Source organism: Parahaliea mediterranea, from assembly GCF_017255185.1.
Lineage (GTDB): Bacteria > Pseudomonadota > Gammaproteobacteria > Pseudomonadales > Halieaceae > JAFKCZ01.
Genome location: NZ_JAFKCZ010000007.1, coordinates 88,115 through 115,078, shown reverse-complemented (window position 1 = coordinate 115,078; position 26,964 = coordinate 88,115). Strand labels below are relative to the sequence as shown.

Genomic DNA, 26,964 nt, shown 5'->3' with positions numbered 1-26,964 from the left:
CGGAAGTGAAATGAAAAAGATAGTAATTGCCTGTGGCTTGCTGTTCGGGCTTAGCCAGGCCGCACTTGCGGCCAAGACCCCGGAAGGGGACGCGAAGGCTGGCGAGGCGCAAACCGCGGTCTGCGCCGCCTGCCACGGTGCCGACGGCAACAGCCCCGCGCCGACCTTCCCCAAACTGGCGGGCCAGAACGCCCGCTACCTGTTCAAGCAGTTGCAGGACATTCGCGACGGCGCCCGTCCGGTACCCACCATGGCGGGCCAGCTGGATGGCAAAAGCGACCAGCAGCTGGCGGACATCGCCGCCTACTACGCGGTCCTGCCCCGCAGCGGAAGCCAGACCAACCCGGACCTGCTGGCCCTGGGTGAGAAGGTCTACCGCGCAGGCGTGGCCGAGCGCGGCGTGCCGGCCTGCACCGCTTGCCACTCCCCCAATGGCAAGGGCAACGCACCCGCGGGCTTCCCCTCGCTGGCCGGGCAACACGCCGAATACATCGCCAGCCAGCTGAAGATGTACCGCAAGGGTCACGAGGACGAAAGCGGTCGCACCAACGACGGTGATACCCGCATTATGCGTTCGACGGCCTTTGGTCTCAGCGACAAGGAAATCGAGGCCGTCGCCAGCTACGCCGCCGGCTTGAAATAAGCGGCGGCGCTACACCGATATCAATGAAGGTGGCTCGGGCCACCTTTTTTTTGCACCGCCAGAACCCGCTGGGTTACTCGCGGTCAAAGCCGATGCGACAACTTGGAGTACTACCATGCTAAAAAACTGGATATTGGCGCTTTCCCTCCTGGCCCTGGCCCCCGTGGCCGCATGGGCGGAGGACTGGCAGGAAGGTAAACACTATGACCTTATCACCCCGCCCTTGCGCACCGTCGATGGCGACAAGGTCGAGGTGACCGAGTTTTTCTGGTACGGCTGCGGCCACTGCTACAATTTCGAACCCATGGTCACCCAGTGGAAAAAGTCCCTCGCAGACGACGTGGCCTTTGTCGGTTCGCCGGCGGTGTGGAACAAGCCCATGGAGCTGCATGCCAAGGCATACTACACTGCGGAAGTGCTGGGTGTGCTCGATACCATGCACACGGTGTTGTTTCAGGCCATGAATGTCGACCGCAAGCGCCTGCAGTCGGACAAGGAAATCAAGGCCCTGTTTACCGCCAATGGCGTAGCCGCCGAGGATTTCGACAAGGCCTATAGCTCCTTCGGTGTCGGCAGCCAGGTGCGCCAGGCCAACAGCCGCGCCCGCGCCGCCAAGATCACCGGCACGCCGGAGATGATGGTCAACGGCAAGTACCGCATCAGCACCCGCAAGGCGGGCAGCCAGGCCAATATGCTGAAGATCGCCGAATACCTGATCGCCCAGGAGCGCGCCGCCGGCGCGGAATAGGCGCGGGGCCCGCTGCGCGGCCCTACAGCACCCCCTGTAGGGCCGAATTCATTCGGCCAACTGGGTTCGCCTCACATCCCGCTGCTGTAGGTGCCCAGGCTGGCCTTGCCGCTGGCGCGAATCTGGCGGAAGGCCAGGGCGTACTCCCGCAGCAGCTCCATGCAATAGGTCAGCCGCGCCTCGAAGTATTCCTGGGCGCTGGGCTTGTTGTCCTCGGGCTTGTCGTTGAACACGGTGTCCACGTAGCGGATGATCAGGTGCTCCGGCAGGTAGCAGATGCGGCTGTTCTTGTAGCTGCTCATGCGCAGTTCCGCGACGGGGTAGGAGCCGCCGTCGGCCACCGACACGGTGACGATCAGCGCCGGTTTGTGGGCGATCTCCTCGCCCGCGGTCCACATCAGGAAGAAATTCTTCAGGCCGGCCGGTGCCATGCCGTGCCACTCCGGTGATACCACCACGAAGCCGTCGCAGCTGTGCAGTTGTTCGCTGAGCGGTTTGAGGTGCTCCTGCCAGCGGGCGTCCTCGCTGTCCCAGACACCCTCTTCCCACAGTGGCAGGGGATTGCCGGCCAGGTCGAAGAGCCAGGTCTCGTCGCAGATTTCCTGTTCGCGCAGTGCGCGTTCGATGTAGCGTGCGACCTTGCCGCTCTGTGAATCGGGGCGGTGGCTGCCGCAAATGATGCCGAGTTTCATGGCTTTTCCTTATTCTCGTGATAGCTTGTCGTCGGTCCGCGCTCAGATATCCAGCCAGGTGGGTACCGGAAGATCCTTGTTGCGCAGGAAGACCGGATTGAACAGTTTGCTCTGGTAGCGGTTGCCGTAGTCACAGAGGATGGTGACGATGGTGTGGCCGGGCCCCAGCTCCGCGGCCAGCTTGACCGCGCCGGCGATATTGATCGCCGAGGAGCCCCCCAGGCACAGCCCCTCGTGCTGCAGCAAGTCGAACAGGTAGGGCAGGGCCTCGGCGTCGCTGATCGACCAGGCGTGGTCGACCCGGGCCTGGGCCACATTGCCGGTCACGTGGTTGATGCCGATACCCTCCATGATCGAATTGCCTTCGCTGGGGGAGAGTTCGCCGGTGCCGAAATAACTGGAAAGGGAGGCGCCGGCGGGATCGGCGATGCCGATTTGCACGGCGGGATTGTGGGCCTTGAGCGCGGTGGAGACCCCGGCCAGGGTGCCACCGGTACCCACCGCGCAGACAAAGCCGTCCACCTTGCCGTCGGTCTGTCGCCAGATTTCCTCGCCGGTGGTGTCGCGGTGGATTTCCATATTCGCCAGGTTGTCGAACTGGCGCGCCCAGATGGCGCCGTGGGGCTCCCGGGCCGCATAGTCGTTGGCCAGGCGCTCGGCGGTATGGATATAGTGGTTGGGGTCGGTGTAGGACGTGGCGCCCACCAGGTGCAGGTCGGCGCCGAGCAATTCCAGGGTGTCGATCTTTTCCTTGCTCTGGGTGATCGGCATGACCACCGTGCTGGAGTAGCCCAGGGCGTTGGCCAGCAGTGTCAGGCCGATGCCGGTATTGCCCGCGGTGCCCTCCACGATGCGCCCGCCGGGTTCGAGCTCCCCCGCCCGCTCGGCGGCGCGGATAATGCCCAGCGCCGTGCGGTCCTTGACCGACTGGCCCGGGTTGAGGAATTCCGCCTTGCCCAGGATGGTGCACCCGGTGCGTTCGGAGACCTGCCTCAGGTGAAGCAGGGGGGTATTGCCAATCAGTTGGGTGACGTCGGCGGCGGTTTGCAAGGGGCTGACTCCGCGAGTTACAGGGACGCGCCAGTATGCCACAGGCGCGGGCCGCCGGTCAGGTGGCCGCGTCCGCGCCGCGGCGCACCCGCAGCAACAGCAGCAGGCCGAGCAGCGACAGCGCGGTCATCGACCACACCATGGGCGCCGGCGAGTTGCCCAGTATCCCGCCGACCGCGGCGCTGGCGGTGGCGGAAACGCCCATCTGAATAAAGCCGAGCAGGGCGGAGGCGGTGGCCGCCATGTGCGGGTAGGGCTGCAGCGCGAGCGTCATGGCGTGGGGCAGGATCAGTCCCAGCGAGGCGCTAAACACCATCATCGGCAGCATCAAGGCCAGCACGCTCTCGGGCCACAGGCTGGAACCGCCCAGCATCAACAGGCAGCCCGCGGTGGCGAGGAGGGCCCCCAGTATCACCACCTGGTGGGATTCGAGCCGGCCGGCCAGGCGCGCGCTGGTCGCGCTGCCGATGATGTAGCCCATGACGGTGGTGAGGAAAATCAGGCCGAAATACTGCAGGGGCACGCCCAGCATGTCGATGTACACAAAGCCCGAGGAGGCCAGGTAGGCCATCAGTCCGGCGTACAGCAGCGAACTACCCAGGGCCACGGTCATGAACGGGCCGGAGCGCAGCAGCATGGCGAAGTTGCGGCCGATGACGGCCGGGTGGAGGCTCTGGCGCTGGGGCAGGGATTCGGGCAGCAGACGCTGTACCAGCAATGCGATCAGCAGGCCGTAGGCGGCCAGGAACACGAAAATACTGGGCCAGGGCAGCACCAGCAGCATGGCGCTGCCCAGGGTCGGCGCTACCGCCGGCGCCAGGGCCATCAACATGGCGATCAGCGACAGTGCGCGGGCGGCGCGGCGCGGCCCGAACAGGTCCCGGGTAATGGCCCGGCCGAGGGTGGGGCCGGTGCAGGCGCCGACGCCCTGCAGCAGGCGAAAGGCGATCAGTTGCTCCACCGTGGTCGACAGGCTGCAGCCGATGCAAGCCACCACAAAGATGATCGCGCCGCCGAGCAGCACGGGCTTGCGGCCGAAGCGGTCCGCCAGGGGGCCGCACACCAGGTGAAACACGGCGAAGCCGGCCAGGTAGGCACTCAGGGTGAGTTGCACGTTGGCCGTCGAGGTGTCGAGGGACTCGCGCATTACCGGCATCGCCGGCAGGTACATGTCGATACTCAGTGGCCCGAGCGATACCAGGGCCGCCAGCAGGAGCAGTATCCAGCCGGAATCGGGGTGCAGGAATCGTTGTGAATGCGCGGCCATGGGCCGGCGATGCTATCACGACCGCGATCACCTGTCCCCGAGACTGGCGTCCCGCTGGTTTATTTCTCGAAGCCGAGTACGGTTTTCCACCACAGCCGGGGCGCCAGCGTGTGCCACAGCATCAGCAGTCGGGCCTCCCCGGGGTAGATGATGTCGCGCCCCTTGGCCACGCCCTTGTCGATGGCGTCGACGATTTTCTCCGGGTCCGCCAGCCGCCCCGACTGTTTGGCGTTGCGCAGGCTGCCGGGGCTGTCGGTATCCAGGCTCTGGTCGATCAACGGCGTGTTCACCGCGGGGGGGCAGACCAGGTGGACTTTGACTCCGCTGTCGCGAATCTCGTTCTGCAGCACTTCGATGTAGCTGTTCACCGCCGACTTGGTCGCGCAGTAGGCGCCCATGTGCGGCACCAGTGCGTGGCCGGCGATGGAGCCGAAGGCAATGATGCGCCCGCGTCCGCGCGCCATCATCTGTGGCAGCACCGCGCGCACGGCGTAGGTCGTGCCAAAATAATTGATGCGGAACAGGCGCTCCATGTCCTCGTGGGTGTGGTCGATGAGCTGGTGGCTGGGCATCAGCGCCGCGGCGTGCACCAGCAGGTCCACCGGGCCCAGCTCCGCCTGTACCCTGGCGACGGCGGCCTCGACCTCGGCGCGGTCGCCGATGTCGCAGCGCAGGGGGGTGAAACCGCCGGCCCCGGCGGCGGTCGCCAGGTTGTCCTCATTGATGTCGAAAATCGCCACCCTGGCGCCGCGCGCGGCGAGTCGTCCGGCGATGATGCGCCCCATGCCACTGGCGCCGCCGGTGACAATCGCGACCTGGTCCCTGACGTCGTGCATCCGCCCCTCCTGTTATTTTCGCGGCCATTTTTACCTATTGTCCGGTGATGGCGCGGCCGGTCACAGACCCGATTCGGCCACCCAAAGTGACCGATAGTGATAACCGGGCCGGGCCTCAGCTCTGGCCGTCATTGAGGTGATCCAGGGGAAACGCCGTGCGCTGCAGGACGCGGCGCAGCTCGAAGCTGGAGTGCACCCCGGTCACGCCGGGAATCCGGGTCAGCTTGCCCAGCAGAAAGCGTTCGTAGTACTCCATGTCCGCGACCACGGCCTTGAGCAGGTAGTCGGCGCTCTGGCCGGTCACCACCGAGCACTCCACGACCTCCGGGTAGCTGCAGACCTCCTTTTCGAAGGCCTCGAAACGGTCCGGGGTATGCCGGTCCATGGTGATGCCGATATAGGCGGTCAGTTTGAGCCCGAGACGGGACTGGTCGAGCAGGGTCACGTGGCCGCGCACCAGCCCCGATTCCTCCAGGCGCTTGACCCGGCGGGAGCAGGGGGTTGGCGACAGGCCCACCAGTTCCGCCAGTTCGAGATTGCTGATTCGGGCGTCGCGCTGCATGATCTCCAGGATGCGGCGATCGGTGCGGTCGAATTTCATGAGTGGCTCGCTTTCATTGTCCTTTGGCTTGAGGGTAGTGAATATAACCCAAAAATTTTGTTATTTTGGTTAAATATTGCGGAAATGGGCCAAATGAGTGCGGTGTTTGCAGAAATTCCCTCAAGCGGTCGTTGTATACTTTTCGCTCGGCTGATTTCTCACCCGCCGTTGCCAGGCCCCGCGGTTACCGCCGCGGCCGGCCGCCGGTGCAATGCCTCACGAGGGCAGGCTCGGGTCCGCCGGGTGGGCAGCCAGTTCGTTTTATGAGCCATCAAACCGGTCTTCCCGATCGGTTCGGTTGGCCGTTCGGAACATGCGGGCGCGCGAGTCCGCCGGTATTTTCCGAAATGAGCCATACTGATACACAGGGGTAAATCCGCTTTTTCCACAAGGGAAGTTTGTCACCATGAGCCAGTTCGACCATCGCAAGTACCAGCCCTTCCAGCCCGTGCGCATGACCTCGCGCCGGTGGCCCGATCGCCAGCTGGAGAAGGCGCCGCTATGGTGCAGCGTGGACCTGCGGGACGGCAATCAGGCCCTTATCGAGCCCATGACCGGCCGCCAGAAGTCGAAGCTCTGGGACCAGTTGGTCAAGGTCGGCTTCAAGGAGATCGAAGTGGGTTTCCCCTCCGCCTCCGGCCACGACTACAACTTCGTGCGCGAGCTGATCGACAACGGTCGCATCCCGGATGACGTCACCATACAGGTGCTGACCCAGGCCCGGCCCGATCTGATTGAAAAGACCTTCGAGGCCCTCAAGGGCGCCCGCCGCGCCATCGTGCACGTGTACAACTCCACCTCGACGGTGCAGCGCGAGCAGGTCTTCGGCCTCGATCGCCAGGGTATCGTCGACATCGCGGTGCGCGGGGCCAAGCTGGTGCAGGAGTGCGCCGCCAGATACCCGGAGACCGAGTGGGTGTTCGAGTATTCGCCGGAGAGTTTCACCGGCACCGAGCTGGATTTCGCGGTGGAGATCTGCGACGCGGTGACCGCGGTGTGGCAGCCGACCCCCGACAAGCCGGTGATCATCAACCTGCCGGCGACGGTGGAGATGAGCACGCCCAATGTCTACGCCGACCAGATCGAGTGGTTCTGCGACCGGGTGGCGCGCCGCGACAGCCTGCTGATCTCCCTGCACACCCACAACGACCGCGGCTGCGCGGTGGCCGCCGCGGAGCTGGGCGTACTGGCCGGCGCCGACCGGGTGGAGGGCACCCTGATGGGCAACGGCGAGCGCACCGGCAACATGGACGTGGTGACCATGGCGATGAACCTGTACAGCCAGGGCGTGGATCCCCAGCTGCAACTCGGGCACATGGACGAGATCATCCAGACCGTGAAGGAGTGCACCCAGCTGCCGGTGCACCCGCGCCACCCCTGGGCCGGTGACCTGGTGTTCACCGCCTTCTCCGGCAGCCACCAGGACGCGATCAAGAAATGCCTGGCCAGGCGCGACGAGGACGCTCCCTGGGAGGTGGCCTACCTGCCCATCGATCCGCGGGATATCGGCCGCTCCTACCAGGAGGTGATCCGCATCAACAGCCAGTCCGGCAAGGGCGGCATTGCCTATGTGCTGGAGCGGGACTACGGCTACGAATTGCCGCGCTGGCTGCAGATCGACTTCAGCGGCACGGTCCAGGCCTTCGCCGAGGACCGCGAGAGCGAGGTGTCGGGCGAGGAGATCTTCAGCCTCTTCCAGCAGACCTACCTGGCGGAAGGGGGCGAGTACCGCCTGGGCGACTACCAGGTCAGCCGCGCCGACAACGTCGACCAGCTGCAGGCCGAACTGGTGCAGGGCGCGGCCAGCCATACCCTGAAGGGCTCGGGTAACGGTGTGGTGGCCTCTTTCGTGGACGCGATGAGCCGTTTCACCGGCAAGCAGATCGTGCTGGTGGAGTACAGCGAGCACGCCTTGTCCCACAGCGCCGACGCCGAGGCCGTGTGCTATATCCAGCTCAACATCGACGGCGACCGCCACTGCGGCGTGGGCCGCAGCAGCGACATCATCCAGGCCTCGCTGGATGGAATTCTCGGCGCCATCAACCGCGCCGTGCGGCAGTCCGCGCACGCCGCGGCCTGACGAAGGGGGCGACCCCTTCAATCGGCCTCGAAGTCCGTTAAAGGGCTCTGACCCCTTTTAAAAGGGGTCAGAGCCCTTTTTCACCTGCCTTATCAATCCACCAGTTTGATATCCAGGCTGTCCAGCAGGCGCACCGCATCGAAGCGCGTAAAGCGGGCTCCCTTGATCGTGTTCCGGTAGATGTCGATATCGTAGTTGCTGGCCTCGGCGAAGTCCGCCCCGCTCAGGTCGGTTTTGTCGAAGTGGCTTTCGCTGAAGTCGGTATAGATGAAGTTCGCCTTGCTGAAATTTCCCTCGCGGAAGTCGACGCGATGCGCGCCGCAGTCTTCCAGCACGAGTTCCGCCAGCGAGAGGCCGTAGAAAGAGCTGTCGTGCAGGATGCACTTGTAGAACGCGAAGGGGGCGCCCAGCAGCAATCGCGGCCAGTCGACCTTGGTCCAGTTGATGCCGACCAATTTCGACTCGCGAAACACCACATCGGCAAACCGCGAATACTCGATGCTGGCGACGCTCAGGTTGCACTGGCTGAATTCGCAGTCCACGAAATTGCACCTTTTCAAGGTGGTTTCGCTGAAGTTGCAGTTGTGAAAGGTGCAGCCGTCGAACTCCAGGCCATCGAGAATCTCTCCCGAGAGCTCCAGCGAGTCGAAGTTTTGCGACCAGAATTCCGACTTGTCGGGCAGCTCCATGCCGCGCTCCTGTTGTATTGCGTATCAGTTCGCCGTATCGGCTCCGCCGCCGTGCCCGAGACAGGCTTTCAAGACCTTTTGCCGGGGCGCTAGACCAGGTTGCGGTTCCGGCAGGCGCGATGCCCGCCGGCTGAAGGCGCCCCCTTGGGCTTTTTGCCGAGTCGCGGGAATAATTCGGCCGTCGGCGGTTTATCCCCGGGTCGCCGTCCACCGCAGCGTACACGGTTTCGGCGCCGGCGTTGATGAATATTTCCTTCCGGGTTGTGCCGGGCCACCCGACAGGGGCTACCTGGTCGCCGATGCCGATGCCGATGCCGATGCCGATGCCGATGCCGATGCCGATGCCGATGCCGATGCCGATGCCGATGCCGATACCGGTGCCGATACCGGTGCCGATGGCGGGGTCGACCGGCGGATGTCGGCGGCCGATCGAACCTGGTAAACGGACGCGGACCCCTTTACGATTCCGGGGCCGGTCGGGAACCTCCCCCGGGCTTGCATGAGGTTATTGCCGCCCATCTGGAAACAATCATTGCTTGGCCAGCCGTTTATTGCCGGCGAGGCGGTAGGATAAATTGCCGGGCAATGCGATAAAAATAGTTAAGTGAGCCTATGTCCGAACGCGACGCCTACCCGCCGGTGTCGGCGGCCTGGTATACCGTAGCCGTATTGTTTCTGGCCTACACCTTTTCCGCCATCGACCGGCAGATATTGACCCTGCTGGTCGGGCCGGTTCGCGCCGATCTCGGCCTGACCGATTTCGAGGTGAGCCTGCTCCAGGGCTTTGCCTTTTCCCTGCTGTTCGTGGTGGTCGGCATCCCGCTGGCGCGGGTGGCCGACCGCCGCAGCCGGCGCGGCATCATCGCCGTCGGCATTGTCTTCTGGTGCCTGATGACCGCCCTGTGCGGCATGGCCAAGACCTTCGGGCAGCTATTCGTCGCGCGCATGGGTGTCGGCGTCGGCGAGGCGGCCCTGAGTCCCGCCGCGGCCTCGCTGATATCGGACAGTTTCAAGCCGGAGCGGCGCGCCATGGCCTTTAGCGTGTATCACCTGGGCTATCCGGTGGGCGGGGGGCTGGCGTTGATCATCGGCGGTCTGGTGCTCGAATTGCTGGCCGGGGTGGACGAAGTGCAACTCGGCTGGCTGGGTACGTTTCGCACCTGGCAACTGGCCTTTATTATCGTCGGTCTCCCGGGCCTGTTGATTGCGGCACTGATGTTCAGCTTCCGCGAACCGGTACGGCAGGAGCGTATGTACGACACCGAGGGCGAGCGGATTCCGCTGGCCGTGATCGGCGGCTACATGCGCGAGCGCTGGCAGGCCTACGGCGCGCATCTCTCGGCGGTGGCCTTCCTCGGCATGCTGGCGGTGGGCACGGCCATCTGGTACCCGACTTTTCTGATGCGCACCTATGGCATGAGCGCCAGTGGTGCCGGCTATTCCTATGGACTGGTGATGGGCTTGTGCGGCGCCGCCGGCATTCTCAGCGGCGGCTGGCTGAGCGGCCACCTGATGCGCCGCGGCCACGCCGACGCCAATATGCGGGTTATGCTGATCGCCGCGGTGTGCAAGACCCTGCCACTGGTGGTGGGGCCGCTGATGCCGAGCGCTGAACTGGCGCTGCTGTGCATGGCCGTGGCCACCTACCTGGGGCAGGTCTCGGTGGGGGTGACCACCGCCGCGTTGATGGAAATTACCCCCAACGAGATGCGCGCGCAGATGCTGGCCGTGATGCTGTTCCTGGTCAACATCCTGGGTATTGGTTTCGGCGCCAGCCTGATCGCCGCGCTCACCGATTTCGTGTTTGCCGACGACGCGGCCCTGCGCTATTCGATCGCGCTGGCCTCGGCCGTGATCGCGCCCACCATCGTGGTGATCCTCTGGCTCGGCCTGCCGCATTACCGCCGCTGCGTGGAGCAGGTACACGCCATGCAGCGGACGCGCGACCTGCAAGCGCTTTCTCACTCGAACACTACTCCCTCCGGGGACAAAGGAGTCGACTATGTACAAGCCACATAATATTGCCCGCACCCTGTCCCTGTTGTCCGTTGGCGCGCTGTTGCCGGCCTACGTCGCGCCGGCCCTGGCGCAGCAGGCGGCGCTGGAAGAGGTGATCGTCACCGCCCAGCGCAGGGAGGAGAACCTGCAGGAGACGCCCATCGCCATTACCGCGCTCAACACCGAAACCCTCGGCGAACTGCGCGCGCGGGACATCGAGGGCATCTCCGACTATACCCCTGGCCTGATGGTGGCGCCCACGGTGGGCGGTTCGGTGAACGCGACTATCAGCATCCGCGGCGCGTTGAACAGCACCAACAACCTGAGCCGCGACAACGCGGTGGGCCTGTACCTGGATGGCGTGCCCATCGCCAAGACCTCCGGCGCCATTTTTGATGCCGTTGACCTGCAGCGGATGGAAGTATTGCGTGGTCCGCAGGGTACGCTCTACGGCAAGAACACCATCGGCGGCGCCATCAACCTGGTCACGCGCAAGCCCAGTGGCGAACTGGAGGGCTACCTGCAAGTGGGAGCGGGCAACGAGAACCTGGTCGAAGCCCGCGGCGCCCTGGACCTGCCCGCGGTGGGGCAGGTGGGTAGTGGACTGGGTGAGTTCAGCGCCCGGGTGTCGGGTTTTTTCCGCGAGCGCGATGGTTTCTACGACAATACCGACCCCTCCGAACCGGACTTCGACAACCGCGACCAGTGGGGCGGCCGGGTGGACCTGAGGCTCGAGCCGAGCGACAGGCTGCTATTGGAGTACGGCTACGACCGCTTTGACGCCCAGCAGCGCCCCACCATGCTGGCGCTGACCCAATCCGATACCTTCGCCTATGTGATTCCGCCGCTGTACCCGCTGGTGGCCGCGGCGACCAGCGAGGACCGGCCCGATGCCATCGCCAACGACAGCGCCCAGACGAGCGAGGTGGACATCGAGGGCCACTCACTGACGGTGACCTACGATATGCCCGGCACGGCGCTGGGCGATCTCACCCTGAAATCGATCACCGCTTACCGCGATCTGCACACCCTGAGCCTCTCGGATTTCGACGGCACCAGCCTGGACATGTTCCGCTTTCGCATCGAGAACGACTTCGAGCAGTTCACCCAGGAAGTGCAGCTGCTCGGCAGCACCGACCGGCTGGAATATGTGCTCGGCCTGTTCTACTACGAGGATGAGTGGAGCACCGACAACCCGCGCTGGATTTTCCAGCTCGGCGGCGACAATTTTGACGTCAGCAACCGCGGCGCCAAGGACGAGTCGGTGGCGGCGTTCGGCCAGTTGACCTGGACGCCGGATGCCTTTGAGCAGCGGCTCGATCTGACCGTCGGCGCCCGCTGGACACGGGAAACCAAGGATGTGCATTCGGTGTGGGTGGATCGCAGCGTCTATGACGTCAATGCGGCAGACCCCAATGGCGGTGTCTATGTACGCGATTCGCAGGGCAATCCGGTGTTTTCTGCGGGCGGTGACCTGATCCCCGTCGAAGTCGACGACAGCTGGAGCGAGATCACCCCCATGGTGGTGGCGGCCTGGCGTTTCAGCGAGGACATCAATGGTTACGCGAAAGTCGCCACGGGCTTCAAGAGCGGTGGTTTCAACGGCGTGGCCAGTACCAACCTCGCCTTTGAAACACCCTTCGACCCGGAGACCATGACCACCTACGAGCTGGGCCTGAAAAGCCGCTTGTTCGATCAGCGGGTGCAGTTCAACGTGTCGGCCTTCTACAACGATTACACCGACTTTCAGGCGGGCCGCCTGGGCGAAGACGCGATCACTATCGTTATCGTCAATGCCGGTGACGCCACCATGCAGGGGGTGGAGATGGAGCTGACCGCGCGCCCCACCCAAAACCTCGACCTGGTGCTGAACTACGCCTTCCTGGACACGGCTTACGACAACTTTACCGGCGACGACGGCAGCGATGTCTCCGACGACCGCTACTTCTCCTACTCGCCGCGCAACACGGTGTTCGCCTCGGCCAAGTACACCTTCGACCCGCTCCCGTTTGGCGAGCTGTCGGCGCGGGTCGATTATGCCTGGAAGGACGATTTCTACGTCAATATCGTCGATGACCCGAGCACCAACGTGGATGCTTACGGCCTGCTGGGCGCGCGGGTGCAGCTCGACCAGATCCCGGTTGGCGACGGTCGCCTGCGCGTGGCGGCCTGGGGCCGTAACCTGACGGATGAGGAGTACTGGAACAGCGCGATCAACCTGTCCGTGTTCACCGTGAACCAGTGGGCCGACCCGCGCAGTTACGGAATCGAGGTGAACTACGACTTCTGACAGGGCACTCCGCCCGGTGCCGGGCGCGCGGCGGTCGTCTTGAGCCGCCGCGCCACGCGGCGCAACGAACTCCGCGGGGGCGGAGGTCGATGCCGGCCTCACGTAACACATCGCCATGGGACAACATGACTCACCAAACCCGAGGGAAATGGGCTTTGCCTGGACCGGAGCCGCGCGTATGCTGAATCCGCCGTCATCGGGTGGAAGGCTTATGGGACGCTGGGAAGGCATCGAGGAATATATCTGTGTGGTGGAGGCGGGCAGCTTCACTGCCGCCGCCGACCGGCTCGGGGTGTCCAAATCCTATGTCAGCAAGCAGGTCAGCCAGCTGGAGGACCGCTTGCGGGTGCGCCTGCTCCAGCGCACGACCCGGCGGCTCACGCTCACCGAGATTGGCGAGGTGTTCTATGGTCATTGCAAGGCCATGGCGGAGCAGTTCGACCAGGCGGAATCGACCCTGTCGGATTTGCAGCTGGCTCCCCGGGGCACCCTCAAGCTATCGATCAACAGCCGCTACGGGGTGCAGTACATGGCCAGCGTGGTGGCGGCCTTTTCCCGGGAATACCCGGACCTCTCGGTGGAGGTGCACTCCAGTTTCAAGGATGTCGACCTGCTGGAAGAGGGCTTTGACCTCACGGTGCGCTACGGCAAGCTGGAGGATTCCAGCCTGATCGCCCGCAAGCTGGGCTCCTACTCCCTCTGCCTGTGCGCCGCGCCGGGCTACTGGCAGAGCCGCGGCAAACCGGCTTGCCCCGAGGATCTGAAACAGCACAACTGCCTTACCACCTCGGACCGTTTCTGGTTGTTCAACACCCCCGACGGCCGCGACACCCTGAAGGTCAAGGTCGGGGGCAACTGGTTGAGCGAGGACGGCGCCACCCTGCTGGCGGCGGCCAAGGCCGGTATCGGCGTGGCGCAGCTGCCGGATTTCTACGTGCAGGAGGCGGTGGACAGGGGAGAGCTGGTCAAATTGCAGCACCAGGACTGGAGCCACTACGAGCGGGAGACCTGGGCGGTGTACCCGCACAGCCGGCATTTGTCCGCCAAGGTGCGTTATTTTATCGAGTTTCTCACCCTGTACATCGGGCGCAACCTGAGCCCGCATTCGGAAAAATTCCTCGAGCGGCCCCGCGCCCGTTGAGCGACCCTCTGTGCCGCGCATGTGCGTAGAGAGGGCACTGAAAATCACTTGCTCACGGGTTTGATGTGGTCATCGGCCACTGCGTGGCCGATGACGCGGACTGCTTGTCAACAGCCTGTTAGGCTTCCAGCCGTTGCAGGATCTCTATGGCGTAACCGTCCGGGTCGCGAATGAAGGCGGCGATCACCGGCCAGCCCTCCAGGCGTGCGGGTGCCATGTCCGAGGGCGCCCCGGCGGCGACCGCGGCGTTGTGCACCGCGCGGGCGTCGTCGCAGTAGAGATACAGCTTCCACAGCGCGTTGCCATGATCGATGGGGCCGGTTACCGATTCCCGCTGGGCGAGCTGGATGCGGCCGTCCGAGCCCGGCGAGCCGAGGATCGCTTCCTCGGCGCCGGGGATGGAGATGCGCTGCAGGTCCTGCAGCCCCAGTATGTCCCGGTAGAAGGCCACCGAGCGCTCGAGGTCGGATACGGTAATGCAGTACTGTCCCAGTTTGCTGGCCATGGGCTTTACTCCGGCAGTGTCGGGTTGCGGCGCGCGAGGATGTCCCCGGTGCGCTTTTGTATTTTGTCGTCCTGGGCGGAATGCCCTGGCAGTATCCAGAACCGGCCCGCCCGCATGCCCTCCAGGCAGGTTGCCGCCACCTCTTCGGGTTCGGTGAGCTGTGGGTCGGCAATGCCCGAGGCCTGGAGCAGGTCGCGCATGCTGACATAGGCCGGCGTCTCCTCGTCGTCGCGCAGCGCCGCCGGCCGATTGCGCATCGAGTTGAGGATATTGGTGTTTACCACGTGGGGGCCGGGGAACAGGACATGGGCCTGCAGCGCGGCTCCCTCCATCAGGAACTGGTAGTGCAGCACCTCGCTCATGCTGGTCACCGCCGCCTTGGTGGCGGCGTAGATCGGGGTGGTCGGCAGGGAGGTCAGGCCGCCGTTGCCGGAGGAGGTATTGACCACATGCCCGGCCTCGCCGTGGGCCAGCATGCCGGGCACAAAAGCGCGAATGCCGTTGGCGATGCCGTGTACGTTGACATTGAAGCCCCAGGTCCAGTCATTGGGGGTGAGTGTCCACATGCGGCGCTGGGCCTCCTTGATACCGACGCCGGCGTTATTGCACAGTACATGAACCGGGCCCAGCTCCGCGGCCACGCGTTGCGCCAGGGCGTCCATGGCGTCCGGGTCGGTGACATCGGCCTGCATGTCGACCACCGCCAGGCCCGCTTCGCGCAGTGTCTGTGCCGCGCCGGCTAGGCGTCCGGCCTCCACGTCCACCATCGCCACCCGCATGCCCTGCTCGGCAAATAGCCGGCACAGGCAGTGGCCGACGCCGGAGGCGCCGCCGGTGACCACGGCGGTCTTGCCACGCAAATCATCCATTGGCCGCGAGACCCCGCGCAGCCCCGTCGATCTCCAGCGCCGGTATGTCGATGTCGTCGTAGCGTTGATGGATGAAATTCACCAGGTTGTCGCCGGGAATTTCCGCCAGGACCTGGCCACTGGTGCGGGTGGCGCCGCGAGCCAGCTGCATGGTGACGATGCGCTTGACCGGGACGTCCACCAGCGGGTCGTAGGGGCTGTCGCGCAGGATCACTTCGGCATTGTTGACCTGGTGCACGCTCTCGTAATTGCGCTCCCAGTTGAGCCGGGTCAGGAACACGCTGCCATCGAATCCCGGTTCGCCATCGATGCGCGGCAGCGCCTTGTGGCAGAAGAAGTACTCGGTGAAGGGTTCCGGTGTCGGCAGTGGCTCGCCCACTTCCCCGGCCATCTCCAGGAAGGTAATGCCGTGGCGTGCGATGCGGGTGCGCACCGTGTCCCCGTTGCGCTCCATCGTTGCGACTTCGGCGATTTTCTTGGGCTCGCCGAAACGCTCGCGACCGCCGATCACCACGAACTCGCCGTGCATCGGCATGGCCAGCACGTAGTGGCCCTCGGTGTCGCCGTAGCGGCACTTCACGCCCACAGTCGCGGCGCCGATTTCCACCGTCTTGTCGTCGCTGACATGCATGGCGACATTGGCGTGCTGGATGAAGATCCGGGGTTCGGCACTGGGCTCCAGTGGCGCCGGCAACAGCGCCGCGTGTATCGCCGGGTCGGTTTCGTAGACGCAGCGCAGGGAGGTCACGGTGCAGTCGAGGCCGGGGCGGGGGGGCGCGGTGCGGGATGGGTCGCGAACGTAACGTAATTGAGCCATGGTCTTATTCTCCTCGGACAACGGGCGCCGGTTCCGGCGCGGGGTAAAACTGCGAAAAATAACGCCGAAAGCGCATCACCGGGCCGTCGCCGTCACACAGCAGGGGCTCGGTCAGGTGGAACTTGTTGTGCCAGATCGGGATATCGCCCTCGAGGCCGCTCTGGCCATTGGTATTGGCGATGGCCTGGCGCAGTGCCTGGTACTCGAAGGAGTCCTCGGGATAGCGCCGGTGGGTATAGGCGAAGCGGACCTCGACCTGTTCGCCGTTCACCGGCGTCACCAGCACCTGCAGCAGGTAGTCCACCAGCCCCTTGAAGCGGGTCCACTTCTGGCCGGCGCCGTTCTGCACCACTTCCACCGAGGAATCGATCTCGATTTCACGGCCGCTGGCGTCGGTGACCTTGCGCCGGCCGCTGACCCGGCTGCGGCGGATGTGGCCGTCGTAGCGGGTCTCCCCCTCTGGCACCGCTTCCATGCGGTGCACGTACTTGAAGTGGGCCACGTCCACGCCGTTCTCGGCGATTTCCTGGGGGTGGGAGCTGAAGCTCCAGAAGTAGCGCTCCTGTTCCACCCATTCGGGGTCCCGTAGCTCGTCGAGTTCGATCACCTCGTAGGGCGGCGGCGCGTTGTCGGGGTGGTACCAGGCCCAGATGACCTCGTTGGCTTCGGTCACCGGGTAGGTGCGCAGGCAGGCCTGGTCCCGCGCCCGGGGGGGAATGGCCTTGGCGTAGGGGATATCGGTCACCATGCCCCGGCGGTCGTACTGCCAGTGGTGAAAGGGGCAGCGGATCGATTCGCCCACCACAACCCCGCCGTGGCCCAGGTGCGCGCCGAGATGGGGGCAGGCGGGATCGACCAGGCCGACGGCGCCGCTTTCGGTGCGAAACAGCACCATGTCGCGATCGAAGTAGTGGATGTTGCGCACTTCGCCCACGGCGAGTTCGTCGGCGAAGCCCACGCAGTACCAGCCCACGGGGATTGGCATTGGAAATCTGGCATTCATCAGGCTGCTCCCGCGGTGGTTGCGTAGTCGCTGCGCAGGGGGCCGACCCGGGCGGCGATCGGGTCGAGCCGGGCGCGGTCAAGGTGGTAGCAGTCCACCGCGTTGCCGCCCAGGATCGCCTCGATTTCCGCCGGCGGCATGCCGGTGAAAAACTCGCGCAGTTTTTGCCGGGTGTGGGGCCAGGACCCCTCCGGATGGGGATAGTCGGTGCCCCACATGACGTTGTTGATGCCGATGTCGTGGCGCACCGCGGTGGAACTTTCGTCGAACAGGGCCGAGGCGCCCACCCAGCAGTTGCGGCGGAAGTATTCGCTCGGTTTCAGGGTCAGGTTGCTGCGGAAATCACCCAGTTTGCCGCTGGTGTGCTTGACCGAGGCGCGCACGTCCATCAGTTCCAGCAGGTGGGGAATCCAGAATTCGCTGACTTCGGTGATGACGAAATGCAGGCGGGGGAAGCGCTCGAACACGCCGCCGAAGATCATGTGCCACAGGGGGCGGCTGGCCCACCAGGCGAACTCGGTGAGGTAGACGCCCACCGCGCCGGGCAGGTCGAAGTTGTAGTCCGGGGAGGGGCCGGAGTGGGTGTGGACGACCATGCCGTGGTCCTGGCAGAAGGCCCAGATGGGGTCGTACTTGGGGTGGTTGTAGGGGTCGTGGTCGCCCATCAGCGCGGGGATCAGGATACCCTTCAGGCCATTGTCATAGGCCCATTGCACTTCCTTCAGCGCCTGGTCCACATCGTAGAGCATCAGCACGATAGCCAAGCCAATACGACGGTCCGGGTCCTCGCGGCAGAACTCGGCGATCCAGCGGTTGTGGGCGCGGGCGCCGGCCCACTGCAACTGCGGGTCCACCCCCCAGGGGCGCAGGCCGAGGCCGGCGCCGAAGGGCGGCGCATTCATTTCCGTGATTCCGTCGGGAAACAGGACTTCCGCCGCCACGCCGTCCGCGTCGATGACACGGTTGCGCACGGCGCCGTCCCAGGCGCCGGCCAGGTCGTCCTCGATGCCCCGGCGCCAGTTATCGTTGAAGTCGGAAATGAGGAATTTTTCCTCGGCCTTGCGGGTCATCTCCCGCTGCACGGGCAGGGCCTTGTCGAAGGCCTCGTGGAAACGCGCTTCGACGAAGTCCCGATAGCCCTCCATCGGCAGGCCCGCGTGGCCATCGGTGGAAACAATAAGGTAGCGGTCCATGGTGTTTCTCCAGTATCGGTACGGATGCTGTGAGACTACTCCCGGCGCTTCGGGGGGATAAACCGCTGGCGGTGGTTAGATTGTTCTTGCACCGGAAACAATGGTGTTTACTCTCCCGCCGGTTCCAGTCGGCGGGACTGGAAGCGGCCCATGCGCCACAGCGCCCGGCGGCGTGAATCGAGGTGTCGAAAGCGAAACGCGCTCCAGCGATTGAGGCGGCCGGGCACCACGCTCGGTAGCTTGCCCAACCCATTGATGGCGGCACGTGCCACCGGCCGCGGGTGCATGCCGAAATCGACCCGTTCGGAGCGGGTGGCGCCCGGACTCAGCACCAGCACATCCACGCCCCGGTCGCGCAATTCGACGTGCAGGGATTCGCCCAGCGCCAGCTGGTAGGCCTTACAGGCGGCGTACTCGGCCATGTAGGGCACCGGCGTGTGCCCGGTGATGGAGCTGACCTGGATAATTCCGCCGCGCCCCCGCTCCAGCAGTGAGGGCAGCAGGTGGTGAATCAGGCGCAACTGCACCTGGGTGTTGAAGTACAGGGTGTCCGCCACCGCGGACCAGGTCCGCGAGGCGAAGTGGCCGTGAAAGCTGGGGGCGCCGGCGTTATTGACCAGCAGGCCGACCTCCAGCGTGTCGATGGTCCGCAGCAGTTTGGCCAGTCCCTCCGCCTGCGATAGGTCCGTCGCCAGCACTCGCGCCAGAATGCCGTGGCCCTGTTGCAGGTCGCGGGCGAGGGCGGCCAGCTCGGGCTCGCGGCGGGCCACCAGTAAAAGATTGAGGCCCAGGTCCGCCAGTTGCCGCGCAAACTCGCGACCGATGCCGGCGGAGGCGCCGGTGACCACTGCCCAGGGGCCGTAGCGTTCGCCAAAGGCCTGTGTCGACCACACCATGTCCGTCCCCCCGACCGGTTTTGGTTTGGGATCATGGTGGCATGAAAGAGCGCGGGGGTTAGCGTGCGTTGACGGACAGTGTGTTTCCCGATGGCGGCGAAGTCGTGGGGGCGTTGCGCCAGGCCTGTCAGTACGGGTGCCGCCGGAAGTAATCCCGCGCCGCCGCCATCACCCGCCCGGACAGCATCAGTGTGGCGATCATGGTGGGAATGGCCATCAGGCCGTAGGAGCCCGAGATCAGGTTGAACACCACGTCGATGCTCACCGTGGCGCCGAAGATCACGGTGCCCACGAAGAACCAGCGGTAGTGGTGCTGGATGTCGGCCCCGAACAGGAAGCCGAAGCACTTGGCGCCGTAGTACCACATGGTGAACATGGTGGTGCTGGACAGGATCAGGGTGACGATGAACATCAGCACGACGCCGGTCAGGCCGAAATCCTGGCGGATGGCGTTGGTGGTCAGGTTGATTCCGGACAACCCGCCCGGGTCCTGCCAGGTGCCGGCGAGGAGGATCACCAGGGCGGTGCAGGTGCACACAATGAGGGTGTCCGCCACCGGGCCCATCATCGCCACCAGGCCCTCGCGCACCGGCTCGCTGGTGCGCGCCGCGCCGTGGGCCATCACCTCGGTGCCGACACCCGCCTCGTTGGAGAAGGCGCCGCGGCTGACGCCCACCAGGATGATGCCCAGCAGCCCGCCGCCCGCGGCCTGGGGATTGAAGGCGTCGCTGACAATCGAGCCAAGCAGGGCCGGTACCTCGTCAAAGTGCAACAGCAGCAGCGCCACGGTCATGGCGAGGTAGGTCACCACCATGATCGGCAGCAGGGTCACCGCGACCCTCGCCACCCGGGGCAGGCCGCCGAAAATGACCACGCCCACCAGCAGTGCCATCACGCAGCCGATACCGAAGCCGGTCAGCGTGGGGTCCTGCTGCGGAAACACCTGCTCGCGGACCAGGGCGGTGAGCTGGTTGGCCTGGAAGATGGGCAGGGTGCCGATCAGGCCCGCCACCGAGAACAGGATGGCCAGGGGGTAGAACGCGCGCGGCAGGCCCTCGCGGATAATGTACATCGGGCCCCCCTGCAGGTGCCCGAGGTTGTCCCGTCCCCGGTACATGACCCCCAGGGTACAGGTGAAGAACTTGGTGGCGATGCCCACCAGGGCGGACATCCACATCCAGAATACCGCCCCGGGACCGCCCGCGGCGATCGCCAGGGCGACGCCGGAAATATTGCCCAGTCCCATGGTGCCCGACAGTGCCGCGGCCAGCGCCTGGGCGTGGCTCAACTCGCCGGGCTCATCGGGGGTGTCGTGGCGTCCCAGCATGATGCCCAGGGCGTGGCCGAAGTGGCGGTAGGGCAGGAAGCGGGAGTAGAGGGCGAAAAAAATGCCTCCCCCAAGCAGCAGCATCACCAGCGGGGTACCCCAGACGGCGTCGGCAAAGGTGGCGGACAGCTGCTGCAGTAATTCCATGAAGACCCCTGGCGAAATGGCCGAGCATAGCACAGGGGCGGTGCTACACTCAGGCCATGAACCCCCGTCCCGTCGCGCTGTGGGCCGCGCTGCTGCCTTTTCTCGCGGTCCATCTGACCTATCTCGTGGCCGCCAGCCACCAGCTGGTCGACTGGTGCTTCCCCTACATCGACAGCTGCACCTCGATCAGCGCCACCGGGCGCCAGCCGCCCGCCAGTTACCTGTTTCGCGCCACCATGCTGCCGGCGGCGGTGATCTTTGTCGCCTACTGGTGGCTGAATCGCGCCTGGTTGCGGGCGGTGGCGCCGGCCGTGCGCGGCCGCGCCCTTGACTGGATGCTGTGGCTGGGGGTGCTGGCCTGCTGCGGACTGGTCGCCTACACCGTGGTGCTGGGCGAGGCCGGGGAGCGCTGGCAGCGGCAGCGCCGCGTCGGTATCGTGCTGTACTTTTCGCTGAGTTTTCTCGCCCAGTTGCTGTTCGCCGGGCAACTGCGGGCAAGGGCGGCTTTGATCGAGGCCGCGGGACCCTATGCGCGGGTGATGCTCGGCAACTGCGCGGTGCTGTTGTGCCTGGGGCTCGCCACGGTGATTTGGCAGTTGGTCGACGATCACGGCTACGACGCGGTGGAGCACGCTTTTGAGTGGGTGTTGGCGCTGTTGCTGCAGGTCAATTACCTGCTCGGCTACCTGCTCTGGCGCCGGGCGGATTGGCGGCTGTCGGTGGTGCCGGGCGCTGGCTTTACAGGGTCCGGCGATGGCGCGGATAATTCCCGATGCCATTCACCCAAGGCCGGCCCGCAAGCGGCCGGCGATTCCCGGAGTAGACTATGACGCAGGCAGCGCAGGCCCCCGAACTGGCGCAGGTGGAACAGGCCGCGGCGCGCATTGCCGACTATATCCACCACACGCCGGTGTACACCAGCGCGCAACTGGACGAGCTCTGCGGGGCCCGGCTGTTTTTCAAATGCGAGAATCTGCAAAAGGTCGGCGCCTTCAAGGCCCGGGGCGCCAGCAACGCGGTGCTCAGCCTGCCGGAGGCCGAGGCCGCCCGGGGGGTGGCTACTCACTCCTCGGGCAACCACGGCGCCGCGCTGGCGATGGCGGCGCGCCGCCGGGGCATCCCCGCCCATATTGTGATGCCCGCCAACGCCCCGGCGGTAAAGAAGGCGGCGGTGGCGGGTTACGGCGCCTTTATCGTGGAGTGTGAACCGACCCTGGCGGCCCGGCAGGCAACCCTGGAGCGGGTGATCGCCGAGACCGGCGCGCATCTGGTGCACCCCTATAACGATCCCCGGGTAATCGCCGGTCAGGGCACCACCGCCCTGGAGTTGCTGCGGCAGGTGGCGGACCTCGAGGTGATCGCGGTGCCGGTGGGCGGCGGCGGGCTGCTGGCCGGGGTGGCCATCGCCGCCAAGGCCATCAATCCGGCGATCGAGGTGCTGGCGGTGGAGCCCGCGGGCGCCGACGATGCCTTTCGCTCCTTCGGACTCGGCCGGCTGGTGGAGCAGACCGCGCCGGATACCATCGCCGACGGGCTGCGCACCAGCCTCGGCGAACTCAACTACCGCATTATCCGCCAGCACGTGGATACCATCGTTACCGTCCCCGACGAGGCCATCGTGCGCGCCATGCGCTTGCAGTGGACGCGGTTGAAAACCCTGGTTGAACCGTCCGGGGCAGTCAGTTTCGCCGGCGTGCTCGAACACCCCGAGCGCTTTCGCGGCCGCCGCGCGGGTATCGTGATCAGCGGCGGCAACCTGGACCTGGACCAGCTCCCGTGGTGAGCGGCGGAGGTACAGCCCTGTTTCACCTGGCCCTGCCGGTGGACGACCTCAAGGCGGCAGCGCACTTCTACGGCGAAGTGCTGGGCTGTCGCCGCGGCCGGTCGTCATCACGGTGGATCGACTTCGACTTCTGGGGCCACCAGCTGGTCACCCATCAAGTGCCGCAGGAGGTGATGCAAACAGTGGCCACTAACCCGGTGGACGGCGAAGACGTGCCGGCATCGCATTTTGGCGCTATCCTGTCCTGGGACCAGTTGCAGGCGCTCGTCGAGCGCCTGCGGGAACGGGAGGTGCCATTCGTGATTGAACCGGTGACGCGCTTTGCCGGCCGGCGCGGGGAACAGCGCACCCTGTTCATCCGCGACCCCGCGGGCAACTACCTGGAATTCAAGGCTTTTCGCAATATCGACATGCTGTTCGCCAGCGATGGACTGGACTACCCCTGACATCCGGCGCCGGTTTCGGCGGCTGCGCCTGCTGCCGCTGCTGGCCTGCCTCGCCCTGCTGGCGGCCTGCAGCACCACCTCCTTTCTCTACAATCGGCTGGAATTCCTGGTGCCGTGGTATGTGGATGACTACGTGGCGCTCAGTGCGGAACAGGACCGGGAGCTGGAGCGCCTGCTGGCGCCTTTTCTGCAATGGCACCGCTACCAGGAGCTGCCCCGCTACGCCGACCTGCTCGCGCGGGCGGAAGGCATGCTCGACGAGCCCCTGACCCTGGCGGAAGCCGAGGTGCTGGCGCGTGAAGTGGAGATTGCCAGTGACCGCCTGCAGACCCGCTCCCTGGACTGGCTGCTGCCCCTGGGCGACCGGCTCAGCGACCAGCAGGTGGCGGAGTTTATCGACAACCTGCGAGAGCAGCAGGAAGAGCTCGAAGAGGAGTACCTGGAGCGGGACCTCGCCGAGTACCGCGAGGACACCTACGATCGCCTGCTGGATAACTGCCAGGATTACCTGGGGCGGCTGGATCCCGCGCAGCGCGATATCCTGAGGGTGGCGGTGGCCGAGTTGCGGCGTTTTGATCATCTCTGGCTGGAGGAGCGCTCGCGCTGGACCGGGCGCCTGGAGGGGCTGTTGCAGCGCGAGCCCGGTTGGCAGCAGGCGGTGCGCGAGGCAGTGGCCAGCCGCTGGCAGTCCAGCAGCGAGGACTACCGGGAAATGTACCAACACAACCTGGGCACCATTCAGGGGGCCCTGGTGGCGGTGATCGACATGCGCAGCGAGCGCCAGGACCGTCGCCTGCGGCGCAAGCTCGGCAATCTGCGGGAGGATTTCCTGGCCTTGAGCCGCGAACAGCGGCAGGGGGAGCGGGGCGCGGCGGAGGTTGTCGGTGCCCGCTGAGCCTTGCCTGCCCCGGGTGCCTGCGCGACGGGGTTTACATAAGCCCGCCGCTGCCGTTTAGCCACAGGGCCAATTCGGCCTTGTCGGAAATATCGAGCTTCTGGTAGATGCGCGACACATGGGTTCTCACCGTGGTTGGCGAGATCGCGAGCATACGCGCCACCTCCTTGTGCGTATTGCCTTTCACGTAGGCCCAGGCGACTTCCAGCTCGCGCGCGCTCAGCCGCACTTCGGGGAATATTCCAGCGCGGACCAGTAGCCGATGGTTGATGCGCTCAGCGTTGAGCGCGATGCGGTGGTTACGATAGTTGCCGCTCTCCCAAAGGCTGCGATTTACCGCCTCTGGCAGCTGCTGTTTGGCCTTGCGCCCCCACTCGTCGACGACCAGTGCGATGAACTCCGGCAACGCGGCGTTGAGTAGTCCGCGACTGTCGATGAAGGCGGCTGGCGCCTGTAGCGAGCGCAGGTTATGCATGTCGTTGTGGCGGGCGGCGAGAAAGAGATGGCCGCTAATAAGGTTTTTCAGCTGCGTATCGGATGCCGAAAACCGCTGTTGCAGCGCGTCGCGAGCCAGCGTTACGAAGATATGCAGTTCCGTGCGCGGGTCCACCTCCATCGTAGAGAGAAGCTGCTTCGCCTCATAGCGGCCCCAGTGTTCCCGGTAGGCCCGGCTGTCGTGGAAACCATCCAGGTGGCATGAGCTCCATGTCTTGCCGGTGTTGTCAATTACCAGGTTGGCGAACGGATCCTCGTGTTTGACGGTTTCCCAGGTTTCAAATAGCGAGTCCGCCTGGTGCAGGATGGTCGCGGTATGGAGCTGCCGGCGTTTGCCGTCGCCAGCTCCCCAAATGGCGAAATCGAAGTCAATCAGCCGCTGAATCTCGTTCAGGGCCCACTCCTGGAACGCGGCTGGTGACAGGAACATGCTGGCGTCGTGCAGGTTTAGCAGAAAATCGGCAGTACGTTTGGAATGCATAGTGATGCCAGGGGTTTCTTGGCCTCGTTGTCGGTTTGGCAATACTAGAATAAACGGCAGGATAAAGTCATCGGCAATGCCCGCCAGTTTGGCGGCGTTTGAGCAGGTGTCCTGGCAGCCTGGCGAACGCCAGCAAGACAAGTCCGCGTCACGTCGGCAATGCAATGCGCTGTAGTACAAATGCAGGACAAATATCCGCGCGATTTTTGCCTACCATAGGCCCCGGTTGTCGTGCCGGGCGTGCCAGGACGGCTTTCAGGGGCAGCCTTAGAAATCATCCAGGGAAGCGAGACAGCAAGGGGCAAATGTGAAGACACTTCTAGGACTACTGCTGTTGTTTGCAGCGGGCGCCAGCCATGCGCAACAGATCACATACCAATTTAGCAGCGACAACTATTCGTCGGGGGATATTACTGGCCCTCTGTACAACACAGGCATGCGTATTGAAGGGTTCTTTACCCTGGCCGGCGCACTGCCTGCCAACATGTCGTCCGCGGAAATTGGTCCTCTGGGGGCGGACCTGGTTACCGCCTGGTCGTTCAGTGATGGCGTCAACAGCTTCACTTCGGCCAATAGCGTGGAGCTTCCCGGCCTCAGTCGGCAATTCATTGTCACCACTGATTCCGCGGGTAACCTGACGGAGGTAGGCGTGGGGCTTAGTTCCCCGCTCCCCCCGCACAATGTGAGTGACCTGTTGCATGGCTTCATGTTCGAGGCGGCGCTTGCTGGCGGAACGGGCTCCGGTGTTGGTCGCGCTTTTTCCCGCGCATCCTGTACCAACATCAATGCGCAGAAGTGCACTGACATTGTGTTCCTAAGTGACTCCAGTTTGGCGGGAACCGCGACTCCCGCGCCCTTTTCGCTGACGGTGTCGTCGGGCCTTGACGCCCGGCCTGTCCCCGTCCTGTCAGGGGGGGCGACGGCGCTTCTCTCGGGGCTGATAGTCCTGCTCGGGCTGCGCCGTTTTGGCCGGGGGCGGTGGTTGCAGACCGGTCGTCACTGAACGGCTATTTTGCAGCGACTACCTACGATACAACCCACCAACGACGCAATTCCGATCTGATGGTCGAGCGGAATGTGTATTGTCGATGTCGTGGGCTTCTAAACCTGTACATGAAAATGGGGAAAGCCATGAGAGTTAAAAGCATACTGATCGGCGCCGTATTCACACTGTCGGCGACTTTCCAGGCGTGGGCCGATGGTGTCGTCACCGTGGCATCGGGCGGCGAATCAATGCGCGTCGAATTCACCGATGGCGGCATGATGCGAATGGAGGACCCTTCCGGGCAGGGCTACATGTTAATGCGCGAGGGCAGCCTCTACTCCGTGGTAAGCGATGGGGGCAACATCATGGTGATTGATATTGCCCAGGCCATTTCCACCATGGGCGACGCGTGGCAGCAGGGCGCCTTTTGGGATACGGATATTCAAGAGATAGCATCTATTGAATCCACCGGCAAATCGGAAACGGTTGCGGGTATAAAGGGGGAGGTCTATGAGATGCGGGCGGTGGACAACAGCGGTCGGACGACGACGTCGACCATGGTGCTCACCCGACACGAGGACGTGGCGGCGTTCACCCGCGCCATGTTCGGCATGACCGGAATCTTGCTCTCCGCGCTCGGCGAGCAGCAGGCGGGAGCCTTGGGCGAGGCGGAAGCCTTTGTGAATGACGGCGGCTGGGGTGTGCTGCGCCAGGGGGATGAGTACAGCATTACCCAGGTGAAGTCAGTCAAGCCAGACGCGGCGAGGTTTGCATTGCCGGCCGAGCCGATGCAGCTACCGTCGCTGGGCGACTTCACGGGCGGTAGGCAAGGGCGCGGCGAGGCAGAGGCGGACGATGAAACCGGGGGAGGTGGGCTGGCCGATTTCTTCAAGCGCAAAACGGAACGCCAGCAGGACCGGGCCGAGGGCAAAGCCGATCGTGCGGTTGACCGTGCGACAGACAAGGCTGTGGACAACGTCGTTGACAGTGTTCTGGACAGGCTTTTCTAAGGCGCGCAGGCGGGATCGCCCTGGTCGCGCGTCGCCGCCGGTGTGAGTCGTCGGGGGACAGGCTCGGAATAGGATGG

The 26,964-nt window shown here is 64.8% G+C and carries 27 protein-coding genes; 13 read left to right on the top strand and 14 right to left on the bottom strand.

Annotated elements, in window-relative coordinates; genetic code table 11:
* The first annotated feature begins 10 nt into the window (after positions 1-10).
* Positions 11-643, top strand: coding sequence for a c-type cytochrome (locus JYP50_RS10855; RefSeq protein ID WP_206560541.1), 633 nt, complete (start codon positions 11-13; stop codon positions 641-643).
* Positions 644-758: 115 nt separating this feature from the next.
* Positions 759-1,391, top strand: a complete 633-nt coding sequence (locus JYP50_RS10850; RefSeq protein ID WP_206560540.1) for a thiol:disulfide interchange protein DsbA/DsbL — start codon at positions 759-761, stop codon at positions 1,389-1,391.
* A 71-nt stretch (positions 1,392-1,462) separates the two neighbouring features.
* Here the strand turns inward: JYP50_RS10850 and JYP50_RS10845 are convergent, their stop codons facing one another.
* The 5 genes from JYP50_RS10845 to JYP50_RS10825 form a co-directional block, all read right to left on the bottom strand.
* A complete protein-coding gene (locus JYP50_RS10845) occupies positions 1,463-2,083 on the bottom strand; it encodes an NADPH-dependent FMN reductase (RefSeq protein ID WP_206560539.1) in 621 nt (206 codons plus the stop codon).
* Positions 2,084-2,125: 42 nt separating this feature from the next.
* Positions 2,126-3,133 carry a cysteine synthase A gene (locus JYP50_RS10840; RefSeq protein WP_206560538.1) on the bottom strand — a complete coding sequence of 336 codons (1,008 nt, stop codon included), beginning with the start codon at positions 3,131-3,133 and terminating at the stop codon, positions 2,126-2,128.
* Between the two features lie 58 nt (positions 3,134-3,191).
* Entirely contained in the window at positions 3,192-4,400 is a 1,209-nt protein-coding gene (locus tag JYP50_RS10835; RefSeq protein WP_206560537.1) for a multidrug effflux MFS transporter, read from the bottom strand.
* Positions 4,401-4,459: 59 nt separating this feature from the next.
* Complete coding sequence (locus tag JYP50_RS10830; protein ID WP_206560536.1) at positions 4,460-5,236, bottom strand: SDR family NAD(P)-dependent oxidoreductase; 777 nt, start codon at positions 5,234-5,236, stop codon at positions 4,460-4,462.
* A gap of 115 nt (positions 5,237-5,351) precedes the next feature.
* Positions 5,352-5,837, bottom strand: a complete 486-nt coding sequence (locus JYP50_RS10825; RefSeq protein ID WP_206560535.1) for an Lrp/AsnC family transcriptional regulator — start codon at positions 5,835-5,837, stop codon at positions 5,352-5,354.
* A gap of 406 nt (positions 5,838-6,243) precedes the next feature.
* Here JYP50_RS10825 and leuA point away from each other — a divergent pair, with 406 nt between their 5' ends.
* Positions 6,244-7,917: a 2-isopropylmalate synthase gene (gene leuA / locus JYP50_RS10820; RefSeq protein WP_206560534.1), complete on the top strand. Its 1,674-nt coding sequence runs from the start codon at positions 6,244-6,246 to the stop codon at positions 7,915-7,917.
* Positions 7,918-8,009: 92 nt separating this feature from the next.
* Here the strand turns inward: leuA and JYP50_RS10815 are convergent, their stop codons facing one another.
* Entirely contained in the window at positions 8,010-8,606 is a 597-nt protein-coding gene (locus JYP50_RS10815) for a pentapeptide repeat-containing protein (protein ID WP_206560533.1), read from the bottom strand.
* On the opposite strand from JYP50_RS10815, the gene JYP50_RS10810 reads away from it, so the two are divergent.
* The 4 genes from JYP50_RS10810 to JYP50_RS10795 all read left to right on the top strand — a co-directional run bounded on the left by JYP50_RS10810 (position 8,605) and on the right by JYP50_RS10795 (position 14,035).
* The gene (locus JYP50_RS10810) at positions 8,605-9,048 is read left to right on the top strand and encodes a hypothetical protein (protein ID WP_206560532.1); all 444 of its coding nucleotides are present in this window, start codon (positions 8,605-8,607) and stop codon (positions 9,046-9,048) included. The two genes, JYP50_RS10815 and JYP50_RS10810, sit on opposite strands and share 2 nt — an antisense overlap.
* 170 nt (positions 9,049-9,218) lie before the next feature.
* Positions 9,219-10,625 (top strand): MFS transporter, encoded by a 1,407-nt coding sequence (locus JYP50_RS10805; RefSeq protein ID WP_206560531.1) that lies wholly within the window; start codon positions 9,219-9,221, stop codon positions 10,623-10,625.
* Positions 10,609-12,894: a TonB-dependent receptor gene (locus JYP50_RS10800; protein ID WP_206560530.1), complete on the top strand. Its 2,286-nt coding sequence runs from the start codon at positions 10,609-10,611 to the stop codon at positions 12,892-12,894. The genes JYP50_RS10805 and JYP50_RS10800 overlap by 17 nt, the downstream gene beginning before the upstream one ends.
* Before the next feature lie 211 nt (positions 12,895-13,105).
* Positions 13,106-14,035 (top strand): LysR family transcriptional regulator, encoded by a 930-nt coding sequence (locus tag JYP50_RS10795; RefSeq protein WP_206560529.1) that lies wholly within the window; start codon positions 13,106-13,108, stop codon positions 14,033-14,035.
* A gap of 118 nt (positions 14,036-14,153) precedes the next feature.
* On the opposite strand, the gene JYP50_RS10790 is transcribed toward JYP50_RS10795, so the two are convergent.
* The 7 genes from JYP50_RS10790 to JYP50_RS10760 form a co-directional block, all read right to left on the bottom strand.
* On the bottom strand, positions 14,154-14,540 hold the full coding sequence (locus tag JYP50_RS10790; RefSeq protein ID WP_206560528.1) for a VOC family protein: 387 nt from the start codon (positions 14,538-14,540) through the stop codon (positions 14,154-14,156).
* 5 nt (positions 14,541-14,545) lie between these two features.
* Positions 14,546-15,409 (bottom strand): SDR family NAD(P)-dependent oxidoreductase, encoded by an 864-nt coding sequence (locus JYP50_RS10785; RefSeq protein WP_206560527.1) that lies wholly within the window; start codon positions 15,407-15,409, stop codon positions 14,546-14,548.
* A complete protein-coding gene (locus tag JYP50_RS10780; protein ID WP_206560526.1) occupies positions 15,402-16,226 on the bottom strand; it encodes an acetoacetate decarboxylase family protein in 825 nt (274 codons plus the stop codon). The genes JYP50_RS10785 and JYP50_RS10780 overlap by 8 nt, the downstream gene beginning before the upstream one ends.
* A gap of 4 nt (positions 16,227-16,230) precedes the next feature.
* Positions 16,231-17,229 (bottom strand): Rieske 2Fe-2S domain-containing protein, encoded by a 999-nt coding sequence (locus JYP50_RS10775; protein ID WP_206560525.1) that lies wholly within the window; start codon positions 17,227-17,229, stop codon positions 16,231-16,233.
* Positions 17,229-18,422, bottom strand: coding sequence for an amidohydrolase family protein (locus JYP50_RS10770; RefSeq protein WP_206560524.1), 1,194 nt, complete (start codon positions 18,420-18,422; stop codon positions 17,229-17,231). The genes JYP50_RS10775 and JYP50_RS10770 overlap by 1 nt, the downstream gene beginning before the upstream one ends.
* A 107-nt stretch (positions 18,423-18,529) precedes the next feature.
* Positions 18,530-19,318 carry an SDR family NAD(P)-dependent oxidoreductase gene (locus tag JYP50_RS10765; protein ID WP_206560523.1) on the bottom strand — a complete coding sequence of 263 codons (789 nt, stop codon included), beginning with the start codon at positions 19,316-19,318 and terminating at the stop codon, positions 18,530-18,532.
* Positions 19,319-19,445: 127 nt separating this feature from the next.
* Entirely contained in the window at positions 19,446-20,792 is a 1,347-nt protein-coding gene (locus JYP50_RS10760) for an alanine/glycine:cation symporter family protein (RefSeq protein ID WP_206560522.1), read from the bottom strand.
* A 56-nt stretch (positions 20,793-20,848) separates the two neighbouring features.
* On the opposite strand from JYP50_RS10760, the gene JYP50_RS10755 reads away from it, so the two are divergent.
* Genes JYP50_RS10755 through JYP50_RS10740 form a run of 4 tightly spaced genes read left to right on the top strand, consistent with a single transcriptional unit; the run spans position 20,849 to position 23,916 of the window.
* A complete protein-coding gene (locus JYP50_RS10755; protein WP_206560521.1) occupies positions 20,849-21,622 on the top strand; it encodes a hypothetical protein in 774 nt (257 codons plus the stop codon).
* A complete protein-coding gene (locus JYP50_RS10750) occupies positions 21,619-22,575 on the top strand; it encodes a pyridoxal-phosphate dependent enzyme (RefSeq protein ID WP_206560520.1) in 957 nt (318 codons plus the stop codon). The genes JYP50_RS10755 and JYP50_RS10750 overlap by 4 nt, the downstream gene beginning before the upstream one ends.
* The gene (locus JYP50_RS10745) at positions 22,572-23,021 is read left to right on the top strand and encodes a VOC family protein (RefSeq protein WP_347136767.1); all 450 of its coding nucleotides are present in this window, start codon (positions 22,572-22,574) and stop codon (positions 23,019-23,021) included. The genes JYP50_RS10750 and JYP50_RS10745 overlap by 4 nt, the downstream gene beginning before the upstream one ends.
* Positions 23,002-23,916: a DUF6279 family lipoprotein gene (locus JYP50_RS10740; RefSeq protein ID WP_206560519.1), complete on the top strand. Its 915-nt coding sequence runs from the start codon at positions 23,002-23,004 to the stop codon at positions 23,914-23,916. Before JYP50_RS10745 ends, JYP50_RS10740 begins: the two co-directional genes overlap by 20 nt.
* Positions 23,917-23,950: 34 nt before the next feature.
* Here JYP50_RS10740 and JYP50_RS10735 read toward each other — a convergent pair whose 3' ends face one another.
* Positions 23,951-24,892, bottom strand: coding sequence for a helix-turn-helix transcriptional regulator (locus tag JYP50_RS10735; protein ID WP_206560518.1), 942 nt, complete (start codon positions 24,890-24,892; stop codon positions 23,951-23,953).
* Positions 24,893-25,199: 307 nt separating this feature from the next.
* Here JYP50_RS10735 and JYP50_RS10730 point away from each other — a divergent pair, with 307 nt between their 5' ends.
* Together JYP50_RS10730 and JYP50_RS10725 are read left to right on the top strand one after the other, a co-directional pair.
* Positions 25,200-25,895: a hypothetical protein gene (locus JYP50_RS10730; RefSeq protein WP_206560517.1), complete on the top strand. Its 696-nt coding sequence runs from the start codon at positions 25,200-25,202 to the stop codon at positions 25,893-25,895.
* A 128-nt stretch (positions 25,896-26,023) separates the two neighbouring features.
* Positions 26,024-26,887, top strand: coding sequence for a hypothetical protein (locus JYP50_RS10725; protein WP_206560516.1), 864 nt, complete (start codon positions 26,024-26,026; stop codon positions 26,885-26,887).
* The last annotated feature ends 77 nt before the right edge of the window (positions 26,888-26,964 follow it).

What these genes read in the sequence shown, in the direction of transcription:
- JYP50_RS10810 (WP_206560532.1), top strand. Translation starts at nt 8,605, where the DNA reads ATGCCGCGCTCCTGTTGTATTGCGTATCAGTTCGCCGTATCGGCTCCG.
- JYP50_RS10800 (WP_206560530.1), top strand. Translation starts at nt 10,609, where the DNA reads ATGTACAAGCCACATAATATTGCCCGCACCCTGTCCCTGTTGTCCGTT.
- JYP50_RS10830 (WP_206560536.1), bottom strand. Translation starts at nt 5,236, where the DNA reads ATGCACGACGTCAGGGACCAGGTCGCGATTGTCACCGGCGGCGCCAGT.
- JYP50_RS10805 (WP_206560531.1), top strand. Translation starts at nt 9,219, where the DNA reads ATGTCCGAACGCGACGCCTACCCGCCGGTGTCGGCGGCCTGGTATACC.
- JYP50_RS10795 (WP_206560529.1), top strand. Translation starts at nt 13,106, where the DNA reads ATGGGACGCTGGGAAGGCATCGAGGAATATATCTGTGTGGTGGAGGCG.
- JYP50_RS10755 (WP_206560521.1), top strand. Translation starts at nt 20,849, where the DNA reads ATGAACCCCCGTCCCGTCGCGCTGTGGGCCGCGCTGCTGCCTTTTCTC.
- JYP50_RS10740 (WP_206560519.1), top strand. Translation starts at nt 23,002, where the DNA reads ATGGACTGGACTACCCCTGACATCCGGCGCCGGTTTCGGCGGCTGCGC.
- leuA (WP_206560534.1), top strand. Translation starts at nt 6,244, where the DNA reads ATGAGCCAGTTCGACCATCGCAAGTACCAGCCCTTCCAGCCCGTGCGC.
- JYP50_RS10850 (WP_206560540.1), top strand. Translation starts at nt 759, where the DNA reads ATGCTAAAAAACTGGATATTGGCGCTTTCCCTCCTGGCCCTGGCCCCC.
- JYP50_RS10780 (WP_206560526.1), bottom strand. Translation starts at nt 16,226, where the DNA reads ATGGCTCAATTACGTTACGTTCGCGACCCATCCCGCACCGCGCCCCCC.
- JYP50_RS10775 (WP_206560525.1), bottom strand. Translation starts at nt 17,229, where the DNA reads ATGAATGCCAGATTTCCAATGCCAATCCCCGTGGGCTGGTACTGCGTG.
- JYP50_RS10790 (WP_206560528.1), bottom strand. Translation starts at nt 14,540, where the DNA reads ATGGCCAGCAAACTGGGACAGTACTGCATTACCGTATCCGACCTCGAG.
- JYP50_RS10855 (WP_206560541.1), top strand. Translation starts at nt 11, where the DNA reads ATGAAAAAGATAGTAATTGCCTGTGGCTTGCTGTTCGGGCTTAGCCAG.
- JYP50_RS10765 (WP_206560523.1), bottom strand. Translation starts at nt 19,318, where the DNA reads ATGGTGTGGTCGACACAGGCCTTTGGCGAACGCTACGGCCCCTGGGCA.
- JYP50_RS10725 (WP_206560516.1), top strand. Translation starts at nt 26,024, where the DNA reads ATGAGAGTTAAAAGCATACTGATCGGCGCCGTATTCACACTGTCGGCG.
- JYP50_RS10835 (WP_206560537.1), bottom strand. Translation starts at nt 4,400, where the DNA reads ATGGCCGCGCATTCACAACGATTCCTGCACCCCGATTCCGGCTGGATA.
- JYP50_RS10770 (WP_206560524.1), bottom strand. Translation starts at nt 18,422, where the DNA reads ATGGACCGCTACCTTATTGTTTCCACCGATGGCCACGCGGGCCTGCCG.
- JYP50_RS10815 (WP_206560533.1), bottom strand. Translation starts at nt 8,606, where the DNA reads ATGGAGCTGCCCGACAAGTCGGAATTCTGGTCGCAAAACTTCGACTCG.
- JYP50_RS10825 (WP_206560535.1), bottom strand. Translation starts at nt 5,837, where the DNA reads ATGAAATTCGACCGCACCGATCGCCGCATCCTGGAGATCATGCAGCGC.
- JYP50_RS10845 (WP_206560539.1), bottom strand. Translation starts at nt 2,083, where the DNA reads ATGAAACTCGGCATCATTTGCGGCAGCCACCGCCCCGATTCACAGAGC.
- JYP50_RS10750 (WP_206560520.1), top strand. Translation starts at nt 21,619, where the DNA reads ATGACGCAGGCAGCGCAGGCCCCCGAACTGGCGCAGGTGGAACAGGCC.
- JYP50_RS10760 (WP_206560522.1), bottom strand. Translation starts at nt 20,792, where the DNA reads ATGGAATTACTGCAGCAGCTGTCCGCCACCTTTGCCGACGCCGTCTGG.
- JYP50_RS10785 (WP_206560527.1), bottom strand. Translation starts at nt 15,409, where the DNA reads ATGGATGATTTGCGTGGCAAGACCGCCGTGGTCACCGGCGGCGCCTCC.
- JYP50_RS10735 (WP_206560518.1), bottom strand. Translation starts at nt 24,892, where the DNA reads ATGCATTCCAAACGTACTGCCGATTTTCTGCTAAACCTGCACGACGCC.